This is a genomic window from Inquilinus limosus, assembly GCF_002195995.1.
Lineage (GTDB): Bacteria > Pseudomonadota > Alphaproteobacteria > DSM-16000 > Inquilinaceae > Inquilinus > Inquilinus limosus_C.
Genome location: NZ_NHON01000016.1, coordinates 135,360 through 158,742, shown reverse-complemented (window position 1 = coordinate 158,742; position 23,383 = coordinate 135,360). Strand labels below are relative to the sequence as shown.

The window sequence follows — 23,383 nt, the reverse complement described above, 5'->3', positions numbered from 1 at the left end:
GGGGATCAGAGCGAGTCGTCCTGCCGCTCGACCAGCTGCCAGCAGCCCTGCTTGCGGAAGACGTAGGTCAGCTGCAGGTCGGTGTCCGGCTTGGCCAGCCGCAGCACCGCCCGCTGGTCGCCGCGCTCCAGCCACGTCTGCTCGAGGCCCAGCGTCGCCCGTTCGTTGCGGGTCGGGATCACCGGGAAGGTCAGCGCGGGCTCGGACAGCATCTGGGTCACCGGCCGCGGCTCGGGATCCGCCGTGGCGTCGACATATTGGTCGTGCAACGGCTGCGCCGTGAAGGCGCGCTGCACGGCGACATCGTCGATGAAGGCCTTGAGGAAGGCGTCGATGTCGGTCGACGGGCAGGCAGGAGCGGCGGCTTCGGCCGGAGCGGCGGCGCCGATGCCGGCGGCGAGCAGCAGGGCAGGGAGCAGCCGGCGCATCAGCGGAAATCCCGGGTCAATTGCCAGCAGCCGTCGCGCGGCTCGAACAGATACGCACCGGGCTGGCCGTAGGTGCGGATCAGCTCGCCGATCTCCTCATCCTCGCCGGGCGGGCCGTATTCGGCCTTCACATAGGCGACGCGATAGGAGCCGCCGGGCTGCTCGGTGATGTCGAGCTTCAGGGACTCCAGCGCCTCGGACTGGCCTGCGTCGAAGCGGTCGGCCGATTCGGCATCGAAGAAGCCGTAGTCGATCATCGCGATCTTGAAGTCGCGATACTCCGCGCCCTTGACGGTGCGCTGGACCTGACTTGGCTTGGCGAGGCTGCGGATCTGCACTTCGGGCGCGGTGAGGGCGGCCCGCACGCCGTCATTCTGGGCGAAATAGCCGAACATCATGGTGAAGTCCCTGGCCTTGCAGGCGTCCTTCGCCAGCTGCAGGACCTCCGCCTGCGACAAGGCTTGTGCCGCCGCCGGGCCGGCCGCCAGGGCCAAGGCCAGCGCGATCATCGCCATGCGTGTCATTTCGCCGTTCTCTCCCCCAAGGAACCGCGGGCACTCTTCAGCGCAAATGTGAAGAGATTATGGGGACCCTAGTCCCAGTCGGCGACCTTGCCGGCGGCGAGGCCGTCCTCCGACAGCAGCCGGGCCGTCAGGCGGTCGGCGGCGGCGTCGGGCGCCGGCTGGGCATTGGCGGCCTCGCCCGGGAAGCCCTGCTCGCGCAGGCGGGTGGCCATCGGGCCGGGATGGAACAGCGCCACGCGCAGCGGCGTCTTCGCCGTCTCCGCCGCATAGAGCCCGGCGAGCGTGTCCAGCCCTGCCTTGGCCACGGCATAGGCGCTCCAATAGGCGATGCCGCTGCGGGCGATGCGGTCGGTGACGAAGACCGCGCGCGGCGCCGCGGCGGCGCGCAGCAGGGCGTCGACCGAGCGGATCAGCCGGTAATTGGCGTTGAGGTTGAGGTCCAGCACCTGGCCCCAGACCTTCTGGTCGCTGTAGGCGACCGGGCCGAGATGGCCGAGCATCGCGGCGTTGGCGACCAGCAGGTCGAGCTTGCCGAAGCGCTGAGCCAGCGAGCCGCCGAGCAGGTCGATCTGTTCGAACTTGAACAGGTCCATCGGCACCAGCGTGGCGCTGCCGCCGACGGCCTTGATGGCATCGTCGGTCTGCTCCAGCCCGCCGACAGTGCGGGCGGCGCAGACGACATGGGCGCCGGCAGCGGCGAGACGCACCGCGACCGCGGCGCCGAAGCCGCGCGACGCACCGGTGACGAGCGCGATCCGGCCTTCCAAAGGCCTGTTGGTCCCAGCCATCAGGTCAGACGCGCTCGGAGAGGGCGGAGCTGCGGCGCGGCGCCGCCGTGTGGTCGGTCAGCGGCGTCGGATAGTCGCCGGTGAAGCAGGCATCGCAGAACTGGCGGGCATTGCCGGCCCGCTTCGGCGCGCCCATGGCCCGGTACAGCCCGTCGATCGAGATGAAGGCCAGGCTGTCGACACCGATCAGCTCGGCCATCTGCTGCACCGAATAGTTGCTCGCCAGCAGCTTCGACTTCTCCGGCGTGTCGACGCCGTAGAAGCAGGGGTTGGTCGTCGGCGGGCTGGAGATCCGCATATGGACCTCCTTGGCGCCGGCGGCGCGCACCATCTTCACGATCTTCTGGCTGGTGGTGCCGCGCACGATCGAATCATCGACCAGCACCACCCGGCGGCCCTCGATCATCGCCCGGTTGGCGTTGTGCTTCAGGCGCACGCCGAGATGGCGGATCTGGTCGGTCGGCTCGATGAAGGTGCGGCCGACATAGTGGTTGCGGATGATGCCCAGCTCGAACGGCACGCCGCTCTGCCCGGCGAAGCCGATGGCCGAGGGCACGCCCGAATCCGGCACCGGGATGATGACGTCGGCATCGACCGGCGATTCGATCGCCAGCTCGGCCCCGATCCGCCGCCGCGCCTCGTAGACCGAGGTGCCCTCGACCACGCTGTCGGGCCGGGCGAAGTAGATGTATTCGAAGATGCAGAAGCGCCGCTCGGCCGGCTGGAACGGCTTGATGCTGGTCATGCCCTCGGCGGTCAGCACCACCATCTCGCCCGGCTCGACGTCGCGCACGAACTCGGCGTCGATGATGTCGAGGGCACAGGTCTCCGACGCCAGCACATGGCTGGTGCCCGACGCGGTCTCCAGCTTGCCCAGCACCAGCGGGCGGAAGCCCATCGGGTCGCGGATGCCGATGACGTGATCGGGCGACAGGGCGATCAGCGAATAGGCGCCCTCGACCTGGCGCATCGCCTCGACCAGCCGGTCGATCACGTTGCCGCCGCGGGCCGTCGCCATCAGGTGCAGGAACACCTCGGTGTCCGAGGTCGACTGGAACAGGCAGCCGCGGCTGACCAGCTGGTGCCGCAGCCGGCCGGCATTGGTCAGGTTGCCATTGTGCGAGATGGCGAAGCCGCCGAACTCGAAATCCGCGAACAGCGGCTGGACGTTGCGCAGCCCGGCGCCGCCGGTGGTGGCGTAGCGGTCATGACCGATCGCGGCGTTGCCCTTGAGCTGGCCGACCACCGACTGGGATGAGAAGGCGTCGCCGACCAGGCCGTTGGCGCGGTGGACATGGAACTGCTCGCCGTCATGGGAGACGATGCCGCAGGCTTCCTGACCCCGGTGCTGCAGCGCGTGCAGCCCCAGCGCCGTCATCGCGGCGGCCTCGGGATGCCCCATGATGCCAAAGATGCCGCACTCCTCACGGAGCGTGTCACCGGTGAGGTCGAAGGGGTCGGTCGTCAGCATATCGCCGCGAGGGCTCCTGGTCCTGGGCGCCATCGGCGCCATTCGGAACGTCTGCGGCCTATATAATGTCAACCGCCACCGGTTGCACCCGCGTTCGACGGGGGGGCCTAATGCGTCGACGTCTTGGGTGTCGGAGTCACAGCCGGCGAAGCCGGCGCCGGAGCGGCCGGCTGGACGTGCTGCGGCTGGGTTTGCTGAGGCTGGGCCGGCTGTGGTTGGGCCGGGGCAGGCGCGGGGGCCGGCGGCTGGCCCTGGGGCTGCGCCTGATTCTGGTTCAGCAGGCTGCCGATCGGGTCGGTGATGGTCTGCGGCGTCAAGGCCGGCGCAGCCTCCTTGGCCTTGTCCAGGGCGCCGGCCAGCGCCTCCTGCGGCACCAGGCTCTTCAGATACTCGGCGCCGGCCTGCACCCAGGGCAGCATCCGGGCGTTCTCCAGCCAGGGCGGCCGGCGGGTCTCGGGGAACACCCAGGTCAGCAGCAGATAGGCCAGGCAGACCAGCACAGCGCCGCGGACGATGCCGAAGACGAAGCCGAGCGAGCGGTCGACGGCGCTGAGGGCCGAGCCCTTCACCACCCGGGCGATCAGGTGGCTGATGGTGGAGAAGATCACCAGCGCCACGACGAAGATGCCGACCCCGGTCAGGATGTCGGCCAGCAGCTGCATCTGGATGTATTGGCGCAGATAGGGCTTGGCGTCGCCATAGGTCCACAGCGTCACCAGCGCGGCGCCGAGCCAGCCGGCGATCGACAGCACCTCGGCCACGAAGCCGCGCGCCAGCGCCAGGAAGGCGGAGATGGCGAGGATGATCAGGATTGCGATGTCGCCGGCGGCGATGGGAAGGCTATCCAGGATCGGTCTCCTCGAAACTCCTGCGGCGGCCTGAAGAAGCGCCGCGCCCGTCGACATGGAACAGCGCCACCAGCTCCTCCAGCCGGGCGATGCTGCGCCGCTCGATCGGCAGTGCGTCGCGGCTGGGGGCACGGCCCCGCTTCGGGTGCCCTTGTGGCACGATCGCGGCGGCGAATCCAAGCTTCGCGGCTTCCTTCAGCCGCGCGTCGCCCTGGCCCACCGCCCGGATCTCGCCGGACAGGCCGATCTCGCCGAACACCACGGTGTCACGCGGCACCGGCACGCCGGTGAGGGAGGAGAGCAGGGCGGCCGCCACCGCCAGGTCCGCCGCCGGCTCGGCGATGCGCAGGCCGCCGGCGACGTTGAGGTAGACGTCGTTCATGCCGATGGCGACGCCGCAGCGCGCCTCCAGCACCGCCAGCACCATGGCGAGGCGGGCATTGTCCCAGCCGACCACGGCGCGGCGCGGGGTGCCGAGCGGCGAGGGCGCGACCAGGGCCTGGATCTCGACCAGCACCGGCCGGGTGCCCTCGAGCCCGGCGAAGACCGCGGCGCCTGAGACGTCGCCGCTGCGGTCGGCCAGGAACAGCTCGGACGGGTTGCTGACCTCGGCCAGCCCGCCATCGGTCATCTCGAACACGCCGATCTCGTCGGTCGCGCCGAAGCGGTTCTTGACCGCGCGCAGGATGCGGAACTGGTGGCCGCGCTCGCCCTCGAAATAGAGCACGGTGTCGACCATGTGCTCCAGCACGCGCGGGCCGGCGATGGCGCCGTCCTTGGTGACATGGCCGACGATCAGCAGGGCGGTGCCGCGGCGCTTGGCGTGGCGGATCAGCTCGGCGGCGGAGGCGCGGACCTGGGCCACGGTGCCCGGCGCGCTTTCCAGCGCGTCGAGGAACATGGTCTGGATCGAATCGATCACCACGACCTTCGGCCCGTCGGCCCGATCCATGGCGGCGATGATGTCGCGGACATTGGACGAGGCGGCGAGGCGCACCGGCGCCTGGGCCAGGCCGAGGCGTTGCGCCCGCATGCGGATCTGGTCGACCGCCTCCTCGCCGGACACGTAGGCGCATTCGATGCTGCCGGCCAGGCGGCACAACACCTGCAGCAGCAGGGTCGACTTGCCGATGCCCGGATCGCCGCCGATCAGGATGGCCGAGCCGGGGACGATGCCGCCGCCGCAGACCCGGTCGAACTCGTCATTGCCGCTGCGCCAGCGCGGCTCGTCGATCGTGGCCGAGGCCAGGTCGGTGAAGGCGATGGCCCGGCCGCCGCCAGCCTTGGCGCCGCCGAAGGCCTTGGGCGCGGCCTCGACCACCTCCTCGACCAGGGTGTTCCACTCACCACAGGAATCGCAACGCCCGGCCCAGCGGGTGTAGCTGGAGCCGCAGTTCTGGCAGATGTATCGGGTCGCGTTCTTCGCCACGGAGAGATCCTATTGGGGAAGGCGAACGGGAAGGCGCTGCATTCTCATCCGTTCCGCTCCCGAGACCAGTCGAGCCGCGTGAGCCCCGGTATCCGGTCGAACTCGCCGGCATTGGCGGTGACGATCGGCGCCTGCCACCGCAATGCTTGGCCGGCGATCAGGACGTCGAACGGTCCGATGGGAGTCCCCGCTTTCTCCAGGGCAGCGCGCAGCTGCCCCGCTTCCCTCGCATCCTCCTGCTCGAAGGGCAGAACCTCGATCTGCCCAGACAGGAATGTCCTGATCCGCTCGGCATTTTCCGCGGGACGACCGCTTTTTGCCGCGCCGTACCAGAGCTCGAACAGGACGATGGAGGAGACGGTGACCTGTTCACCCGCCGCAAGCGCCGCGGCCAGGTTTCGCCGTACCGGTTCCGGCCGCCCGTTGAGGATGCCGATCACGACATTGGTGTCGAGGCAGAGCATCACTCGAGGTCGATCTTCTTGATCGGCATGTCGGGCTGTTCCCGGCCTTCCGGCATGAAAGGCTCTTCGACGAAGTGGTCCAGGCTGGCGAACCAGGCGGTGATATCCGTCTCGATCGGCTCCAGAAGGACGCCGTTGCCGACGCGGGTCACACGGACGGCCTCACCGGGAAGGCGGAACTCCTTGGGCAAGCGCACGGCCTGGCTGCGTCCATGTTGGAACAATCGGGCGGTTCCGGATTTCGACACGATCCGCCTCCAAATTGGTATCTATCAACAGTAGATATCATTCGGGCTGGAGAGCCGCAAGGCTGGGTCAGGACACCCGGACCTGCATCTGGATCGGCCCGTCGGCGCGGCCATGCACGAACTGGTCGACATAGGGGTTGCCGGACTCGTTGACCTGCGCCGCCGGACCGGCCCAGATGATCCGGCCCTCCCAGATCATGGCGATGCGGTCGGCGATCTTGCGGGCGCTGGCCATGTCGTGGGTGATCGACAGGGTGGTGGCGCCCAGCTCGCGGCGGCATTTCACGATCAGGTCGTTGATCACGTCGGCCATGATCGGGTCCAGGCCCGTGGTCGGCTCGTCGAAGAAAATGATCTCCGGCTCGGCCGCGATGGCGCGGGCCAGGCCGACGCGCTTCTGCATGCCGCCCGACAGCTCGGCCGGGTAGAGGGCGGCGACATCGGGGCCGAGGCCGACCTGGGCCAGCTTGTCGACCGCGATCTCCTTGGCCCGCCTGCGGGATTCGCCGCGGCCCTGGATCAGCCCGAAGGCCACGTTCTCCCAGACGCTCAGGCTGTCGAACAGGGCGGCGCCCTGGAACAGCATGCCGAAGCGCCGCATCAGGGCGACCCGGTCGCCGCCCGACAGGTCCTGGGTCTCGGCGCCGTCGATCAGGATGCGGCCACGATCCGCGCGGATCAGGCCGAGGATCGACTTCAGCAGCACCGACTTGCCGGTGCCGGAGCCGCCGATCACCACCAGGGATTCGCCGGAAGCGATCTCCAGGTCGATGCCGCGCAGCACCTGCTTCGGGCCGAACGCCTTGGTGACGCCTTCCAATCTGATCTTGGGGGTGGTCGCCATCGCCGTCACCCCACGTACAGGCCGGTGATCATGAAGTCGAACAGCAGGATCAGGATCGAGGAGGAGACCACCGCATTGGTGGTCGCCGCGCCGACGCCCTGGGCCCCCCCGCGCGAATTGTAGCCGTGGTAGCAGCCCATCAGCGCGACGACGAAGCCGAAGGCCGCCGCCTTCATCAGGCTCAGCACGACATCCTCGACCTCCAGCGCCTGCCAGGTCGCCGTCATATAGGCCGAGGGGTTGTCGCCCAGCCGGTAGACGCTGATCAGGAAGCCGCCGAACACGCCGATGATGTTGGCCACGATCACCAGGCAGGGCAGCATCAGCAGGCCGGCGATCAGCCGCGGCGCCACCAGGTACTTGTACGGGTTGGTCGACAGGGTGCTGAGCGCGTCGATCTGCTCGGTCACGCGCATGGTGCCGATCTCGGCGGCCATCGAGGCGCCGATGCGGCCGGCGACCATCAGCCCGGCCAGCACCGGCCCCAGCTCGCGCACCACCGACAGCAGCACGACGCTGGCGCCGAAGCCGCCGGCGCCGAAGCGGCTGAAGCCGGCCTGGGTCTGCAGCGCCAGCACCATGCCGGTGAACAGCGCCGTCAGCCCGACCACCGGCAGCGAGTAGTAGCCGATATCGATCACCTGGCGCAGGAACAGCCGCGGATAGAAGGGCGGCTTCAGGCACTGCGCCAGCGCGGTCAGGGTGAACAAGGCGAGGCGGCCGACCGCGGCGAGGAAGCCGAGGAAGGTGCGCCCGATCGTGGCGAGGAAGTTCATTCCACCCCGCCGACATAGCGCCGGGCATAGCGCAGCCCGAGGCTGGTGAGGATCTCGTAGCCAATGGTGCCGGCGCTCTCGCCCAGCCGGTCGGGCGTCAGCTCCGGGCCGAGGACCTCGGCCAGGGCGCCGGGCGCGGCCAGCGTTTCGGGAATGTGGGTCACGTCCACCGTGATCAGATCCATCGAGATGCGGCCGGTGATCGGCGCGGTGAAGCCTGCGATGCGCACGGCGCCGCGACCACTGGCGGCCCGCGGAACCCCGTCGGCATAGCCGACGGCGATCGTCGCGAGCCGGGCCGGACCCTTTACGCGGTGCGCGGCACCGTATCCAACGGTCATGGGGGTGTCAACGCGGCGGGTCTGCAGGATTCGGGCCTCGACCCGCACCACGCCGGCCATCGGATTCGGCCGGTCCGGCGTCGGGTTGATGCCGTAGAGCGCGGCGCCCGGGCGGGTCAGGTCGCCATGGAAGTCCTGGCCCAGGAAGATGCCGGAGGAATTGGCGATGCTGACCGGGGCCGGCGGCAGCCTGGCCACGGCGCGATGGAAGCGGTCGAGCTGGGCCCGGCTCATCGGGTTCCCGGTGTCCTCGGCGCAGGCGAGGTGGGTCATCCAGGTGATCGGCCCGATGCCGTCGAGCACGCTTGGATCCGCCGCCAGCCGGTCCTGGTCATCCGGTGAGAGGCCCAGCCGGTTCATGCCGGTGTCGAGATGAACGAAGCCGGGCAGGGCGGTGCCCAGCGCCCGGGCATGGCCGGCCCAGGCGGCGATCTCTCCGGGATCGTTCAGCGCCGGGATCAGGTCGTGCGCCGTGTAGTCGGCGGCCAGTCCCGGCAGCAGGCCGTTGAGGACGACGATGCGAGGTTCGTCGAGGACAGCCCGCAGGGCGATGCCCTCTTCCAGATGCGCGACGAAGAAGCTGCGGGCACCGGCCGCGGACAGCGCCCGGCCGACCGGCGCGGCACCCAGGCCGTAGGCGTCGGCCTTGAGCACGGCGCCGCATTCCGCCGGTGCGCCCCGTGCCTGGAGGCGGCGCCAGTTCTCAACAATGGCGTCGAGGTCGATGGTCAGCAGGGCGCCGGCCCGGCCGAGCGCAACCTCACTGGTCATCGAAGCTGGGGTCGGTCTGCAGGTTGGAGAACTTGGTGTACTGGCCCTCGAAATGCAGCCGCCGCGTGCCGGTCGGGCCATGGCGCTGCTTGGCGACGATGACCTCGGCAACGTTGTGCACCCGGTCCATCGCCGCCATCCAGTCCTGGTGCTCCGGCGTGCCCTCGGGCGGCTCGCCCTTCGACAGGTAATAGGCCTCGCGATACACGAACATGACGACGTCGGCGTCCTGCTCGATCGAGCCGGATTCGCGCAGGTCGGCCAGCTGCGGCCGCTTGTCCTCGCGGTTCTCGACCTGGCGCGACAGCTGGGACAGGGCGATGACCGGGATGCTGAGGTCCTTGGCCAGGATCTTCAGGCCGCGGGTGATCTCCGAGATCTCCTGCACCCGGTTGTCGGTCTTCTTCGACCCGCCGGCGCTCATCAGCTGGATGTAGTCGACCACCAGCATGCCGAGATTATGCTGGCGCTTCAGGCGCATGGCGCGGGTTCTTAAGGTGCTGATCGAAACGCCGGCGGTGTCGTCGATGAAGAACGGCGTCTGCCGGATCAGGTTCGCCGCCTCGACCACCCGCGGGAAGTCCGACCGCTTCATGTCGCCCTTGCGGATCCGCTCCGACGCGATCTCCGCGACCTCGGACAGGATACGGACGGCGAGCTGGTCGGCCGACATTTCCATCGAGAAGAAGCCGACCACGGCGCCTTCCTTGCCGTGCTTGCGCAGATAGGCGGTGGCGGCGTTGAAGGCCATGTTGGTGGCCAGCGCCGTCTTGCCCATGCCCGGCCGGCCGGCCAGGACAATCAGGTCCGAGGGCTGCAGGCCGCCCATCATCTTGTCGATCTCGGCCAAGCCGGTGGTGACGCCGGTCAGCGGCGTGTCACGCTCCAGCGCCTTGCCGGCGGCCTCGACCGCGCGCGCCAGGACATCGCCGAAGGGCTCGAAATCCTTGCGCAGCACGCCCGAGCTGGACAGGCGGTACAGCTTCTCCTCGCCCTCCTGGATCTGGGCGGGGCCGTCCATCTCGTTGTCGAGCTTGTAGGCGTCGTTGACGATCTCCTCGCCGGCCAGGATCAGCTGGCGCCGCAGCGAGAGGTCATAGATCGTCTGGGCGTAATCCTCGGCGTTCATCACCGACACGACGCTGGCCGCCAGGTCGGTCAGGTACTGGGCGCCGCCGACGCCTTCCAGCTCGTTGTCGGTCTCGAAATACTGCTTCAGGCTGATCGGGTCGGCGACCCGGTTCTGCTCCGCGAGTCGCATCGCCGCGCCGTAGATCCGGCCGTGGGCGGGCACGTAGAAATGCTCCGGACGCAGGAAGTCCGACGCCTTCTCCAGCGCGGTGTTGTTGGCCAGGATGGCGCCGAGCAGCGCCTGTTCGGCTTCCTCGTTCGCCGGCATCCGGCGGTAGGTCGGGCTCGCCATCGGGTCGGCGTTGTGAACGAGGGTGAGGGGGGATTCGGGACGCGACTTCTCCATCGCCCCACCCTAGCGCAGCCGGCGGGGGCACCGCCAGAAATCGACGGCCCCGCGACCCTGTGGATAGCGGGACCGAATGTGGACGGATCTGTGGACAACCGGAATCCGGCTGTTGGATCAGGGGTTTGCTGGTTTGGTTGTCGTTGCCGCAGAGGCCGCCTGCTGCCGTTTGGCGGCGCCATCCATGATGGTGCGGGCGAGGCTGTCATAGTCGCCGTCGAAATGGTGCCCGCCGGTGGTCTTGATCACCTCGGCGCCGGCCATGGCGGGGGTCGGGCAGACGGTGTCGTCCTCCTCCTCGCCGTAGAAGCACTGGATGCGGGCCGGGTCGATCGATTTCAGCTCCGGCGCCACCGGCGGCGCGTCGTCATCGGCGCTGACGCCGAGCCAGCCGGTCACGCGAATCTCGAAGTCGGTCCGCTCGGCGAGCCCCAGCAGGCTGATCTGATCGATCTTCGCTTTCTCCGCTGCCGGCAGCCGGTTGTAGGCGAAAGGCAGGACATTGGCGCCGAAGGAATAGCCGATCAGGATCACCCGCTGGGCGCCCCAGGCCTTGCCGTAATGGTCGATGATGTGGGCCAGGTCCTTGGCCGTCTGCTCCGGCGTCTGCTGGCTCCAGAAATAGCGCAGGCTGTCGACGCCGACGACGGAAACCCCTTTGCTCTGAAGGGCTTCGCCGATGGTCTTGTCGAGATCCTGCCAGCCGCCATCGCCGGAATAGATGATCGCCAGAGTGGGCGAGGGGCCGTCGGCCTTGAGCTCCTCCAGCGGCAGGCTGCTGACGGCGGAGGCATCGGCATCCGCCGGCGCGTCCTGGTGCAGCATCGCCACGACCTGGTCGGCCAGCGGGGCGTCCGGCGGCAGCGTCATCACCTCACCGCCGGAAGTCCCGGCAAAGGCACTGGCGGCAGCGTCAGGCTGCTGCAGGCCGAGGCGCCACCAGCCGGGAATGTGCGGCTGCGGGCCGTAGGTGAAGCCGCCGCCCGGCGCCGGAGTCGCCGCCGGCGCGTCGCCCGGGCCGGTGCACAGCGGCAGCTTGGTCTTCAATGCTGGCAATGGACCGATGCTGGCGCCGCCCGCGATCGTGGTCTTGGCCGCCGCCTGCGCCACCGCGCCATAGGCCACGGTCGCGCCCTGGCCCCGGCCGACCACGATCGGGGCATGGTAGGTGGCGAACTTGTATTCGCGCTCGAGCCGCTGGCTCAGATCCTCGAAATCGCCGGCCGGGGAGTGGCAGTCCTGGTCGTCGCTGCGATCCAGCCCGTCGAGATAGCCCTTCAGGTCGACGCCGACGACGAAGGCGCCGTTGCCCTGCAGCGTCCGGGCCGCCGTGTCGAATTCCGGCGTCCAACCGGTGTCGTCCGACAGCAGGAAGACCATGGAATTCGGCTGCCCTTCCGGCTGCCACAGCCTGACCGAGCCGAGAGGGCCGCCATCGTAGCTGCGCGGCGCCGCGGCCGAGGCGCGCTGGTCCGGGATCAGCCAGGCCGCCGCGGCGACGGCGACGCAAGCCGTCACCGCCAGGCCGGCGGCGACCAGCCAGGAGGTCCGCTTCATCGCGCCACCAGCCCCTTGATCCCGCCGCCGATCAGCGCCGCGATGTCGGAGATGGCCAGGGCCGGGGCCAGGCCGCTGGGGGTCGCCAGATAGCGCGGCTCCCACACCGGGTCGTATTTCTGCTTGAAGGCGCGTAGCCCCTCGAAATTGTAGAAGCGGGCGCCGCTGCGGTACACGAAGCGGCCGATGCGGTGCCAGAGCGGCGCCAGCGGGTGGCTTTCCAGCCCAGACAGGGGCGCCATGCCGAGGCTCAGCGCCTCGTAGCCCTGCTCCTTGAAGTGCACGATCAGCTTGGTGATCAGATACTCCATAACCAGCTTCGAATTCGCCTCGGTGTGCCGCATCAGGTCGATGGCGACCTCGCTCTTGGCCTCCGTCACCATCAGGGTGGCGAAGGCCACCAGCCGGCCGTTCTCGCGCACCAGGGCCGTGGGCGAGCCGTGGACGTAGCCGGGGATGAAGGCGCCGAGCGAGAACCGCTTCTCCTTGGCCGCCTGCTTGTGCAGCCAGTCGTCGGAAACGGCGGCGAGCTCGCTGATCAGGGCCGAGCCGGTGCCCGCGGGCACGATCTCGAAGGTCAGCCCGTCCTTCTCGCCGCGCGACAGGGCGTAGCGCAGCGCCTTCTTGCGGCTGCCGCCCTCCAGCGTGAAGCTGCGCAGCGGCACCCGCGCCTCCTCGCCGAGCTTCGACAAGGTCATGCCGGTGTCGAGATACAACGGCAGGGTCTCGGCCCGGACGCCGTAATGGGCCGGGCGGCCGCTGGTGGCCTCGGTCATCTCGCGGAAGCGCCAGATCAGCTCCGGCCAGTCCTCGCGCGCGCCAATGGGGTCGCCCAGCGCGGCCCAGGTCCGGCCCTGGATGGCGTACATCAGGAAGGCCCGGCCGCTGTCCGAGAACAGCAGGGCCTTGTCGCCCATGCGCACCAGGTTGGCCTCGGCGCGGGGCTGCTGCCGCAGGATCTGCTCGGCCTGGTGGATCTCGGCGGCGGTCGGCGCGGCCATCCGGCCGCGCTGCGCCCGCACCAGGTGCCACAGGCCGTACAGCGTGGCCAGCAGGCTGACCGCCACCATGGCGCGCAGGGCGCGCGACGCCTCGTCATGGATCTCGAAGGTCCACCACAGATCGTTGGCGTAGGCGACGTGGCGGAAGGAGAAGAAGGTCAGCCAGGCCATGCCGCCGACGACGCTGCCGAGCGCGATCAGCCAGCCCGGCGTCATCGGCTGGTCGAACAGGGCCGAGCGACGCCAGAATTCCTCCCGGCACGGCAGCATGATGACGAGACAGAGCAGCAGCAGCAGCGCCTCGCGCCAGGCGAAGCCCTTGCCCAGCGCCAGCACGGCGCTGGCGGCCAGCAGCAGCAGGGTCAGCCAGTAGGCGGCGATCAGGCGGCGGAACAGGCCCCAGGCGACGACCAGCAGCGCCAGCCCGGTCACCGCCGCGAGGATGTGCGACAGCTCGACCACCGCGACCGGCAGGTTCTCCAGGATCTCGAAGCGGCTCTTCAGCGTCGGGGTCGCGGCCGACACCAGCAGCAGCGTGCCGACGACGAAGATCAGCGCCGCCATCACCGACGGCATCAGCCGGCCGGCGACGTCGAGGGTCAGGCGGGTGGGGGCGTGGTTCTGCAGGCGGCGCAGGCCGCGCGCCGTCTCGGCGCTGGCGAGGATGCCGACCGCCAGGATCACCGGGATCAGGAAGTAGACCGCGCGGTAGACGACCAGCGCCGCGGCAATGGCCTGCGGCGGCAGCACCGGGCCGAGGCCGAGCAGCATCACCGACTCGAACACGCCGACGCCGCCCGGCACATGGCTGATGATGCCGGCCACGGTGGCGACAACGAAGACGACGAAGAAGGCGCTGAACGCCACGCTGCCATGCGGCAGCAGCACCCAGAAGGCGAGGCCGGCGAACAGCAGCTCGACCGTCGAGATCACCAGCTGGCCGGCGGCGATGCCGAAGCTGGGCAGCGGGATGCGGCCCAGGAAGGGCTGATCGGGACGGCGGCGGGCGCAGAGCAGCAGGAACAAGGCTGCGACGGCCAGGATCGCGGCGGCGCCGGAGTTGGTCCAGACGCTGTGGACGCCGAGCGCGCGGGTCAGCAGATGCGGCTGCAGCAGCACGGCCGCGGCGCCGACGGTGACGATGCCGAAACCGAAGGCGAGGGCGCAGAAGCCGGCAACCCTGGCGATGTCGCCGAATTCCAGCCCGGTCGCAGTGTAGACGCGATAGCGCACCGAGCTGGCGGTGACCAGGCCGCCGATGGTGTTGCCGACGGCATAGCCGCAGAAGCTGGCCAGGGCCATGGTCCGCAGCGGCACCCGGGCGCCGACATAGCGCAGCGCCGACCAGTCATAGCCCATCAGCGCGATGAAGCTGCCGATCGTGCCCAGCAGCGCCAGCCCGACCGAGGTCCAAGGCAGGGCGCGGATGCGCGCGATCAGGTCGTGCCAGCTCATCGCCGCCAGCTCCTGCCGGATCGCATAGGCGGCGCCAGCGAACAGCAGCAGGGTGATGATCGTCAGCAGGGCCGGCTTCAGGCGCTGATGCATGGGCCGAAGGGTCACGGTGCCGGCGACGCCGGCCGCGTCGACAGTCGGAAGGGAAACCGCCTGCGGCTGTGCCGTGGACATGGACGGGAACTCGATTGGACCGGATTGGCCGGACGCTAATCCTGCCCGGTCCCCGGATCACGTTAAGAGTTTGCAACGTCCAGTTCAGGTTGCGCCTGCTGCGCCTCGAAAGCGGTCACCCCTAAGAAAAAGGCGCGGATCCGAAGATCCGCGCCTCCTCGATACAGGACGATATCGGCTGGTTACGCCGGCTCGCCTTCCGTGCTCTCGGACTCGACCTCGGCCTCGGCAAGGGCGGCCGCAGCAGCCGCCTCGGCCGCCGCTTCCTCTTCCTCGAGGACCGAGGCGACGACCATGCCGCCGCGCTGGCGCTGCATCTCGGCCTCTTCGGCCGAGCGGGCGACGTTCACGGTGACGACGACGCTGACCTCGGGGTGCAGCCGGATCCGGACCTTCTCCAGGCCCAGGGTCTTGATCGGCTGCTCGATCGCGACCTGGCCGCGCGAGACGGTGTAGCCGGCCTCGGTCAGGCCCTCGGCGATGTCACGGGCCGACACCGAACCGTAGAGCTGGCCGCTGTCGCCGGCCTGGCGGATGACGACGATGTTCACATCGTCCATCCGGCCCGCGACCTGCTCGGCCTCGCCCTTGGCCTGGAGGTTGTTGGCCTCGATCTGCGCCCGCTGCTTCTCGAACACGGCCAGGTTGGCCTTGGTCGCGCGCAGCGCCTTCTTCTGCGGCAGGAGGTAGTTGCGGGCGAAGCCAGGCTTCACCTTCACCACGTCGCCGATCTGGCCGAGCTTCTCGACCCGCTCCAGCAGGATGATTTCCATCGGACCCTCTCCCTTACTTCACGATGTAGGGCAGGAGGCCGAGGAAGCGCGCGCGCTTGATGGCGCGGGCCAGCTCACGCTGCTTCTTGGCCGAGACCGCGGTGATGCGGCTCGGGACGATCTTGCCGCGCTCGGAGATGAACCGGCCCAGCAGCTTGGTGTCCTTGTAGTCGATCTTCGGCGCGTTGGCGCCGGAGAACGGGCAGGTCTTCCGGCGGCGGAAGAACGGACGGCGTGCACCCATCGCGCTCATGCCTGGGCTCCTTCACCTTCGGCCTGGTCGCGCGGGGCGCCGAAGCCACGATCCCGGCGCTCGCCACGGTCACGATCGCCACGGGGGCCGTCACGGTCACCGCGGCCATCACGGTCGCGACCGTCACGGTCCCGGCCGGCCCGGCTCTGCATCATCGCGGACGGGCCTTCCTCGAGGACGTCCATGCGCAGGGTCAGGGTGCGCAGCACGTCCTCGTTGATGCCCATCAGGCGCTCCATCTCGGCCACGGCGGCCGCGGGGGCGTCGATGTTCATCAGGACGTAGTGGCCCTTGCGGTTCTTCTTGATCCGGTAGGCGAAGCTCTTCAGGCCCCAATACTCGGTCTTGGTGACCTTGCCGCCATTCTCGGTGAGGATGGCGGTGAAGCCCTCGGTCAGGGCCTCCACCTGCGCGGCGGACACGTCCTGCCGCGCGATGTACACGCTCTCATAAAGTGGCATGGTAACTCCTTATGGCTGTTCCCGGCATGGCGCTGTGCGGCGGACCGCCAGCCGCCCATACCAAAGCCGACCGCTATGCCGTGCGGCCGGCAAGGAGCATCGACGAAGGCGCGCACTATACTCATGCGCGACCGAAGATCAAGCTCGATCGAGCCCTGTATCGCTGATCAGGCTTGACTTGCAGTGGCGAGGCTCTAAGACCAGCGCCCTCATTGTGATGCGGGGGAACGCCGCCATGGCGCGCGCTTTCGTGTTTCCGGGACAGGGCAGCCAGGCTGTCGGCATGGGCAAGGCGCTGGCCGACGGCTCCGCCGCCGCCCGTGAGGTGTTCGCCGAGGTCGACGCGGCACTGGGCCAGAAACTGTCCGAGCTGATGTTCGGCGGCGATATCGAGACCTTGACGCTGACCGAGAATGCCCAGCCGGCGCTGATGGCGGCTGCGGTCGCCGCGGCGCGGACGGTGGCGGAGCGGTCGGGCAAGTCACTGGCCGATTTCGCCGGCTTCGTCGCTGGCCACAGCCTTGGCGAGTATTCGGCCCTGGCGGCGGCCGGCGCGGTCAGCGTCGCCGATGCGGCCCGGCTGCTGCGTCTGCGCGGCCGATCGATGCAGAAGGCGGTGCCGGTCGGCGTCGGCGCCATGGCGGCGCTGCTGGGCCTCGACCTCGACCAGGCGCGCGACGTCGCCGCCCGCGCCTCGACCCCGGACTCGATCTGCTCCGCGGCCAACGACAACGCGCCCGGCCAGGTCGTGGTCAGCGGCCACAAGGAAGCGGTGGAGCGGGCGATGGCGCTGGCGGCCGAACTCGGCGCCAAGCGCAGCATCCTGCTGCCGGTCAGCGCGCCCTTCCATTGTCCGCTGATGGCGCCGGCCGCCGAGGCGATGCGCGCGGCGCTGGCGGAGGTCGAGATCAAGGCGCCGGCCGTGCCCGTGGTGGCCAATGTCACCGCAGCGCCGGTCACCGCACCGGACGAGATCCGCCGCCTGCTGGTCGAGCAGGTCACGGGCACCGTGCGCTGGCGCGAGTGCGTGCTTTACATGAAATCCACGGGCGTGCAGGAACTGGTCGAGCTCGGGGCCGGCAAGGTGCTGGCCGGCCTCGCCAAGCGCATCGATCGCGACCTCGCCGCGGTGTCGCTGCAGACGCCCGAGGAGATCGACGCCTGGATCGCATCGACCGGCGCCTGAACCGCAAGGCCTGACGCACAAGGGAAGAGAGCATGTTCGATCTGAACGGCAAGTCGGCGCTCGTCACCGGCGCCTCGGGCGACATCGGCCGCGCCATCGCGACCCTGCTGCACGCCCAGGGCGCCGTCGTCGCCCTGTCCGGCACCAAGGTCGAGAAGCTGGAGGCGCTGGCCCGCGAGCTGGGTGAGCGCGCCCATGTGACTCCGGGCGACCTGTCGAGCGCCGAAGGCGCCGAATCGGTGGCCAAGGCGGCAGAGGCGGCGACCGGCGGCCTCGACATCCTGGTCAACAATGCCGGCCTGACCCGCGACGGCCTGGCGATGCGGATGAAGGACGAGGATTTCGAGACCGTCCTCGACGTCAACCTGGTGTCCGGCTTCCGCCTGGCGCGCGCGGCGCTGCGCGGCATGATGAAGAAGCGCTGGGGGCGGATCGTGTCGATCACCTCGATCGTCGGCCACACCGGCAATCCCGGCCAGGCGAACTACGCCGCGTCCAAGGCGGGCCTGACCGGCATGACCAAGGCGCTGGCGCAGGAGGTCGCGAGCCGCGGCATCACCGTCAATTGCGTCGCCCCGGGCTTCGTCACCAGTGCCATGACCGATGCGCTGAACGACGAGCAGAAGGCGCGGATCTCCGCCACCATCCCGATGGCGCGGATGGGCGACCCGGCGGAGATTGCCGCGGCGGTCCTGTACCTGGCCAGCAACGAGGCGGCCTATGTCACCGGCCAGACCATCCATGTGAATGGCGGGATGGCCATGGTTTGAGGTCGCCTGGGCTGGACATGGCCAGATGCTTGGCCATGTTCGATCAGGTGTGTTATGTGACCGCGGGTTACGGGGCGGTCACTCGTGCGGGGGTTCAGCACTGCGGAATACAGCCCCGTTCCGCTCTCTTGAAAGGTAGAACGAATGAGCGACATCGCCGAGCGCGTTAAGAAGATCGTCGTCGAGCATCTCGGCGTCGAAGAAGGCAAGGTCACTGAGTCGGCCAGCTTCATCGACGATCTGGGCGCCGACAGCCTCGACACCGTCGAGCTGGTCATGGCGTTCGAGGAGGAGTTCGGCGTCGAGATTCCGGACGACGCGGCCGAGAAGATCCTGACGGTGAAGGACGCGATCCAGTTCATCGAGCAGCATTCGGCCGGCTGATCGCAGGCCCTTGTCACACGTTCCGCCGCAGAACCGGATGAAATGATGCGACGTGTCGTAATCACCGGCATGGGGATGGTCACGCCTCTCGGTGCCGGTGTGAAGACCAATTGGGATCGACTGATCGCCGGCAAGTCCGGCATCGGGGCGATCTCGACCTTCGACGTCTCGGATCTGCCGGCGCGGATCGCGGGCATGGTGCCGCGCGGCACCGGCCCGGGTGATTTCGATGCCGACAGCGCGGTCCCGCCCAAGGACCAGCGCAAGAACGACGTCTTCATCCACTACGCGATCGCCGCGGCCAACGAGGCGATCGCGAATTCGGGATGGGTGCCGCCGAACGACGAGGCGCGCGACCGCACCGGTGTCATGATCGGCTCGGGCATCGGCGGCCTGCAATGGATCGCCGAAGGCTCGCTGACCCTGGAGGAGAAGGGACCCCGCCGGATCTCTCCCTTCTTCATCCCGGCGGCGCTGATCAACCTGGCGTCCGGCCAGGTCTCGATCCAGCACGGCTTCCGCGGTCCGAACCATGCCGTGGTCACGGCCTGCTCGACCGGCGCGCACGCGATCGGCGACGCGACGCGGCTGATCATGTGGGACGATGCCGATGTCATGGTGGCGGGCGGGGCGGAGGCGGCGGTGTGCCGGCTCGGGCTCGCCGGCTTCGCCGCGGCCCGGGCGCTGTCCACCGGCTACAACGAGACCCCCGACCAGGCCTCGCGCCCCTATGACAAGGGCCGCGACGGCTTTGTCATGGGCGAGGGCGCCGGCGTGGTCGTGCTCGAGGAGCTGGAGCACGCCAAGGCGCGCGGCGCGACGATCTATGCCGAGGTGGTGGGCTACGGCCTGTCGGGCGACGCCCATCACATCACCGCCCCGCCCGAAGACGGCAATGGCGGCTTCCGGGCGATGTCGGCCGCGCTGAAGCGGGCCGGGCTGACGCCGTCGGACATCGACTACGTCAACGCCCACGGCACCTCGACGCCGCTCGGCGACGAGATCGAGCTCGGCGCGGTCAAGCGCTTGTTCGGCAACGCCATCGAGACCGTGTCGATGTCCTCGACCAAGTCGGCGATCGGGCATCTGCTCGGCGCGGCCGGCGCGGTCGAGGCGATCTACTCGGTGCTGGCGGTCAACCATGATGTGGTGCCGCCGACGCTGAACCTCGACGACCCGTCGGACAGCTGCCTCGGCGTCGACCTGGTGCCGAAGCAGGCCAAGGAGCGGCCGGTGCGCGCCGCGCTGTCGAACAGCTTCGGCTTCGGCGGGACCAACGCGTCGCTGATTTTCCGCGAGTATCCCTGAGGGCATGCTTCGGGCCCTTGCCCGCGCGCTTGCCTTCCTGGTGGTCCTGGCGGCCGTCATCGGCGGCGGCGTCGCCTGGTTCCTCCATTCCTACCGCGCGCCGGGGCCGCTGACGGCCCCGGCGACGCTCGTCATCGAGCGCGGCAGCGGCCTGACCGCGATCGCGGCGCAGCTCGAGACGGCGGGGGTGATCGAGAATCGCTGGGTGTTCCTGGCGGGAGCAGCGCTGGACGGCGGCGACCGCAGCCTGAAGGCCGGGGAATACGCCTTCGCGGCCGGGATCTCGCCGGCCGACGCGGCCGACCTGCTGGCCCGCGGCAGCAATGTCTCGCACAAGATCACCGTCGCCGAAGGCCTGACCTCGGCCGAGATCGCGGCCCTGGTCCAGGGCGAGCCGCTGCTGACCGGCGAGGTCGGGGACATCCCGGCCGAAGGCACGCTGCTGCCGGAGACCTACCAGTTCATCCGCGGCGACACCCGCCCGGCCGTGATCGACCGGATGCGCAAGGCGATGCGGCAGGAGCTGGACGCGCTCTGGGCCAGGCGGACCAACGGCCTGCCGTTCAAGTCGCCGCAGGAGGCCGTCACCATGGCCTCGATCGTGGAGAAGGAGACCGGCGTGCCGGCCGAACGGCCGACGGTCGCCAGCGTGTTCCTGAACCGGCTGCAGGCCGGCATGCCGCTGCAGGCCGACCCGACCGTGATCTATGCCCTGACCCAGGGCAGGAAGCCGCTCGGCCGCCCGCTGACCCGGGCCGACTGGAAGCTGGATTCGCCCTATAACACCTACCTCGTAGCGGGCCTGCCGCCGGGGCCGATCGCCAATCCCGGGCGCGACGCACTTGCCGCAGTGCTCAAGCCCGCGGTTACGGACTATTATTACTTCGTAGCCGACGGGTCCGGCGGGCACGTCTTCGCCCGGACGCTCGAGGAGCACAATCGCAACGTCGCCGAATGGCAGAAGCGACGGCAGGCCACCCCGCCGACTTCCGGCGACGCGGCCCCGGACACCGGAGACAAGACGCCTTGAACGGTAAAGACCCCCATCTTCTGCACACGATCCGCGGGGTCCTGGTGCCGATTCATCCGGCCGGCTACCCGTTCATCGGCGTGTTTGCCGTGGTCACCGTGATTCTGTTCATGATCTGGGAGCCGCTGGGCTGGTTCGGCGTGCTGGCGACCGCCTGGTGCATCTATTTCTTCCGCCATCCGCCAAGGGTGACGCCGGGCCGGCCGGACCTGGTGGTGGCGCCGGCCGACGGTGTGGTGCAGATGGTGGTGCAGGCCGTGCCGCCGGCGGAGCTCGGCCTCGGCAGCCGGCCGCTGACCCGGGTCAGCATCTTCCTCAACGTCTTCAACGTGCATGTGAACCGGGTACCGGCCGATGGCGCGGTGATCGACGTGAAGTACCGCCCGGGCAAGTACCTGAACGCCAATCTGGAGAAGGCCAGCGAGGAGAATGAGCGCTGCGCCGTCTCCCTGCGCCTGCCGGACGGGCGGATCATGGTGTTCGTCCAGATCGCGGGGCTGGTGGCCCGGCGCATCATCTGCGACCTGTCCCCCGGTCAGCCGGTGGTGGCGGGTGAGACCTACGGGCTGATCCGCTTCGGCAGCCGCACCGACATCTACCTGCCGGACGGGGTGGAGCCGCTGGTTTCGATCGGCCAGACCATGATCGGCGGCGAGACCGTGCTGGCCGACCTGGCCGCCGCCACCGTCGCCAATCCGGTGGCCATCGCCCGATGATGAGGCCCGAGCATCGCCAGCGCCGGCGGGCCTTCCGCCGCCGCCCGGTCGTCCGCATCCGCGGCCTGACGATCAACCGGCTGCTGCCGAACATCCTGACCACCCTGGCGCTGTGCGCCGGGCTGACCGGTATCCGCTACGCCGTGCATGAGCGGTGGGAGCAGGCGGTGACGGCGATCCTGGTGGCGGCGGTGCTGGACGGCCTCGACGGCCGCGTCGCCCGGCTGCTGCGCGGGTCGAGCAAGTTCGGGGCGGAGCTGGACAGCCTGGCCGACATCGTCAGCTTCGGCGTCAGCCCGGCGGTGATCCTCTATCTCTGGATGATGCAGGATGCCGGCAGCCTGGGGTGGCTGGCGGTGATGGCCTATGCCGTCTGCGCCGCGCTGCGCCTGGCGCGGTTCAACACCGCGCTGGACGACACCACCCTGCCGCCCTTCGCCTACAACTACTTCACCGGCGTGCCGGTGCCCGCGGGCGCCATGCTGATCCTGATGCCGCTGATGATCAGCTTCGAGTTCTCGTCCGGATTCTGGGCGGCGCCGCTGCTGGTCGGGCTGTGGACCGTGTTCGTGGCGCTGCTGCTGGTCAGCCGGATCCCGACCTTCTCGATGAAGGTGGTGCGGATCCCGCAGGAATATATCGTGCCGGTGCTGGTGGGGATCGGGCTGGTGGCCACGCTGCTGGTCACTGCCACCTGGCCGACGCTGGTCGCGCTCGGCCTGATCTATGTCGGCAGCATGTTCTTCAGCGTCCGGCGCTACGCCCATCTCAAGCGCCAGGCGGCGCTGATGATGGGCGATCTGGACGAGGAGGAGGATCGACCGCCGGCTGCCGTTCCGGCGCAGCCGCCTCCGGACCGGCCGGATCAGCCGAACGCGGCGTAGGCCACCAGCAGCAGGGCGAAGGTCGTCGCCACCCAGCCGACGATGGTCACGATCTCGCGGATCAGGTCGAATGGGCTGTCGGTATCTTCGTCATCATGGATCAGGTGCATGGTCGTGCTCTCACTGTGCTTGGGAGCACCATGCACGGTCCCGCGTGAACGCACCGTGACGGCAGTCACACCCGCATGACGCGGCGGATCAGGGCATCGCCCCAGGCCGCGGGCAGGGCGGCCAGCAATCGGGTGCCGATGTGGATCGGCCAGGGGAAGGCGAGCAGCGGCCGCCCGCGCTCCAGCCCATGCCGGATAAGGACCGCCGCGGCGTCGCCCTCCATCATCATCGGCATCGGGAACGGGGCGCCGTCAGTCATCGGCGTGCGGATGAAGCCGGGGCAGACCACCGAGACCCGCACGCCGCGCGGCCGCAGCTCGACCCGCAGCGCCTCGCCATACACCCGGACCGCGGCCTTCGAGGCGGTGTACGGCCCCATGCCGGGGAAGCCGTGGAAGCCGGCCAGCGAGCTCATCAGCGCGATCTGCCCGGCGCCGCGCGCCGCCATGCGCGGCCGGATCGGATCGACGGTGTTGAGCACGCCGTCGAGATTGACCGCCAGGATGCGGCGGCCCTTCGCCGCCGCGCCGTCGCCCTCGGCGCTGCCCGGGCCGACGCCGGCATTGGCGATGACGAGATCGAGCGGGCCGGCCTCGTCGGCCGCGGTCACCGCCGCCGCCATCGTCGCCTGGTCGGTGACATCCACAGCCACGGTCTCCGCCGCGGCGCCGCGGGCGCGGACCTCCCCGGCCACTGCCGTCAGCCGGGCTGCGTCGCGGCCGAACAGCACCAGCCGGACGCCAGGAGCTGCGTATGCCTTCGCCAATGCGGTGCCGAGGCCGCTCGATGCGCCGGTGATCAGGATCGCGGCGGGCCCGGCCATGGCGTTCTCCTATGAGCGGAATGGATATTTCCTATCGGCGGGAAGCGCAGTCAGCCGGAAAAATGGCCTTTTCCTTATGGCGACCCAT

The 23,383-nt window shown here is 69.4% G+C and carries 26 protein-coding genes; 7 read left to right on the top strand and 19 right to left on the bottom strand.

The window, feature by feature from the left end:
- Positions 1–5 precede the first annotated feature (5 nt).
- The 17 genes from BWR60_RS11550 to rpsF form a co-directional block, all read right to left on the bottom strand.
- Complete coding sequence (locus tag BWR60_RS11550) at positions 6–428, bottom strand: hypothetical protein (protein WP_088151162.1); 423 nt, start codon at positions 426–428, stop codon at positions 6–8.
- A complete protein-coding gene (locus BWR60_RS11545; RefSeq protein ID WP_144445590.1) occupies positions 428–952 on the bottom strand; it encodes a hypothetical protein in 525 nt (174 codons plus the stop codon). Before BWR60_RS11545 ends, BWR60_RS11550 begins: the two co-directional genes overlap by 1 nt.
- 68 nt (positions 953–1,020) lie before the next feature.
- Positions 1,021–1,740: an SDR family NAD(P)-dependent oxidoreductase gene (locus BWR60_RS11540; RefSeq protein WP_088151160.1), complete on the bottom strand. Its 720-nt coding sequence runs from the start codon at positions 1,738–1,740 to the stop codon at positions 1,021–1,023.
- A 4-nt stretch (positions 1,741–1,744) separates the two neighbouring features.
- Entirely contained in the window at positions 1,745–3,211 is a 1,467-nt protein-coding gene (purF, locus tag BWR60_RS11535) for an amidophosphoribosyltransferase (RefSeq protein ID WP_088151159.1), read from the bottom strand.
- A gap of 107 nt (positions 3,212–3,318) precedes the next feature.
- A complete protein-coding gene (locus BWR60_RS11530) occupies positions 3,319–4,116 on the bottom strand; it encodes a CvpA family protein (RefSeq protein ID WP_088151158.1) in 798 nt (265 codons plus the stop codon).
- Positions 4,052–5,488 (bottom strand): DNA repair protein RadA, encoded by a 1,437-nt coding sequence (gene radA / locus BWR60_RS11525; protein WP_088151157.1) that lies wholly within the window; start codon positions 5,486–5,488, stop codon positions 4,052–4,054. The genes BWR60_RS11530 and radA overlap by 65 nt, the downstream gene beginning before the upstream one ends.
- A 44-nt stretch (positions 5,489–5,532) precedes the next feature.
- The gene (locus tag BWR60_RS11520) at positions 5,533–5,952 is read right to left on the bottom strand and encodes a type II toxin-antitoxin system VapC family toxin (protein WP_088151156.1); all 420 of its coding nucleotides are present in this window, start codon (positions 5,950–5,952) and stop codon (positions 5,533–5,535) included.
- The gene (locus BWR60_RS11515; RefSeq protein WP_088151155.1) at positions 5,952–6,200 is read right to left on the bottom strand and encodes an antitoxin; all 249 of its coding nucleotides are present in this window, start codon (positions 6,198–6,200) and stop codon (positions 5,952–5,954) included. Before BWR60_RS11515 ends, BWR60_RS11520 begins: the two co-directional genes overlap by 1 nt.
- Before the next feature lie 67 nt (positions 6,201–6,267).
- On the bottom strand, positions 6,268–7,044 hold the full coding sequence (locus BWR60_RS11510; protein ID WP_088151154.1) for an ABC transporter ATP-binding protein: 777 nt from the start codon (positions 7,042–7,044) through the stop codon (positions 6,268–6,270).
- 5 nt (positions 7,045–7,049) lie between these two features.
- Positions 7,050–7,820, bottom strand: a complete 771-nt coding sequence (locus tag BWR60_RS11505) for an MlaE family ABC transporter permease (protein ID WP_088151153.1) — start codon at positions 7,818–7,820, stop codon at positions 7,050–7,052.
- The gene (gene alr, locus BWR60_RS11500; RefSeq protein ID WP_088151152.1) at positions 7,817–8,932 is read right to left on the bottom strand and encodes an alanine racemase; all 1,116 of its coding nucleotides are present in this window, start codon (positions 8,930–8,932) and stop codon (positions 7,817–7,819) included. Before alr ends, BWR60_RS11505 begins: the two co-directional genes overlap by 4 nt.
- Entirely contained in the window at positions 8,922–10,409 is a 1,488-nt protein-coding gene (locus BWR60_RS11495) for a replicative DNA helicase (RefSeq protein ID WP_088151151.1), read from the bottom strand. Before BWR60_RS11495 ends, alr begins: the two co-directional genes overlap by 11 nt.
- A 117-nt stretch (positions 10,410–10,526) precedes the next feature.
- Entirely contained in the window at positions 10,527–11,966 is a 1,440-nt protein-coding gene (locus tag BWR60_RS11490) for a virulence factor family protein (protein WP_218823445.1), read from the bottom strand.
- Positions 11,963–14,515: a bifunctional lysylphosphatidylglycerol flippase/synthetase MprF gene (gene mprF, locus BWR60_RS11485; RefSeq protein WP_179221721.1), complete on the bottom strand. Its 2,553-nt coding sequence runs from the start codon at positions 14,513–14,515 to the stop codon at positions 11,963–11,965. The genes BWR60_RS11490 and mprF overlap by 4 nt, the downstream gene beginning before the upstream one ends.
- Before the next feature lie 263 nt (positions 14,516–14,778).
- The gene (rplI, locus tag BWR60_RS11480; RefSeq protein ID WP_088151149.1) at positions 14,779–15,369 is read right to left on the bottom strand and encodes a 50S ribosomal protein L9; all 591 of its coding nucleotides are present in this window, start codon (positions 15,367–15,369) and stop codon (positions 14,779–14,781) included.
- A gap of 13 nt (positions 15,370–15,382) precedes the next feature.
- Positions 15,383–15,613 (bottom strand): 30S ribosomal protein S18, encoded by a 231-nt coding sequence (gene rpsR, locus BWR60_RS11475; RefSeq protein ID WP_306770208.1) that lies wholly within the window; start codon positions 15,611–15,613, stop codon positions 15,383–15,385.
- A 5-nt stretch (positions 15,614–15,618) separates the two neighbouring features.
- Positions 15,619–16,083 carry a 30S ribosomal protein S6 gene (gene rpsF, locus BWR60_RS11470; RefSeq protein WP_088151148.1) on the bottom strand — a complete coding sequence of 155 codons (465 nt, stop codon included), beginning with the start codon at positions 16,081–16,083 and terminating at the stop codon, positions 15,619–15,621.
- Positions 16,084–16,318: 235 nt separating this feature from the next.
- On the opposite strand from rpsF, the gene fabD reads away from it, so the two are divergent.
- From fabD to pssA, 7 genes are all read left to right on the top strand, one after another.
- The gene (gene fabD, locus BWR60_RS11465) at positions 16,319–17,269 is read left to right on the top strand and encodes an ACP S-malonyltransferase (protein ID WP_088151147.1); all 951 of its coding nucleotides are present in this window, start codon (positions 16,319–16,321) and stop codon (positions 17,267–17,269) included.
- Positions 17,270–17,301: 32 nt separating this feature from the next.
- Positions 17,302–18,039 (top strand): 3-oxoacyl-[acyl-carrier-protein] reductase, encoded by a 738-nt coding sequence (fabG, locus tag BWR60_RS11460; protein WP_088151146.1) that lies wholly within the window; start codon positions 17,302–17,304, stop codon positions 18,037–18,039.
- A 144-nt stretch (positions 18,040–18,183) separates the two neighbouring features.
- Positions 18,184–18,423 (top strand): acyl carrier protein, encoded by a 240-nt coding sequence (locus tag BWR60_RS11455; protein WP_088151145.1) that lies wholly within the window; start codon positions 18,184–18,186, stop codon positions 18,421–18,423.
- Between the two features lie 45 nt (positions 18,424–18,468).
- Complete coding sequence (gene fabF, locus BWR60_RS11450) at positions 18,469–19,731, top strand: beta-ketoacyl-ACP synthase II (protein WP_088151144.1); 1,263 nt, start codon at positions 18,469–18,471, stop codon at positions 19,729–19,731.
- A 4-nt stretch (positions 19,732–19,735) separates the two neighbouring features.
- A complete protein-coding gene (gene mltG / locus BWR60_RS11445; protein WP_088151143.1) occupies positions 19,736–20,761 on the top strand; it encodes an endolytic transglycosylase MltG in 1,026 nt (341 codons plus the stop codon).
- A gap of 44 nt (positions 20,762–20,805) precedes the next feature.
- Positions 20,806–21,477, top strand: a complete 672-nt coding sequence (locus tag BWR60_RS11440) for a phosphatidylserine decarboxylase (RefSeq protein WP_230983024.1) — start codon at positions 20,806–20,808, stop codon at positions 21,475–21,477.
- Positions 21,474–22,361, top strand: coding sequence for a CDP-diacylglycerol--serine O-phosphatidyltransferase (pssA, locus tag BWR60_RS11435; RefSeq protein ID WP_230983023.1), 888 nt, complete (start codon positions 21,474–21,476; stop codon positions 22,359–22,361). The genes BWR60_RS11440 and pssA overlap by 4 nt, the downstream gene beginning before the upstream one ends.
- On the opposite strand, the gene BWR60_RS38655 is transcribed toward pssA, so the two are convergent.
- Complete coding sequence (locus tag BWR60_RS38655) at positions 22,343–22,471, bottom strand: hypothetical protein (protein ID WP_275542378.1); 129 nt, start codon at positions 22,469–22,471, stop codon at positions 22,343–22,345. The two genes, pssA and BWR60_RS38655, sit on opposite strands and share 19 nt — an antisense overlap.
- A gap of 65 nt (positions 22,472–22,536) precedes the next feature.
- The gene (locus tag BWR60_RS11430; protein ID WP_088151140.1) at positions 22,537–23,295 is read right to left on the bottom strand and encodes an SDR family NAD(P)-dependent oxidoreductase; all 759 of its coding nucleotides are present in this window, start codon (positions 23,293–23,295) and stop codon (positions 22,537–22,539) included.
- Between the last annotated feature and the right edge of the window lie 88 nt (positions 23,296–23,383).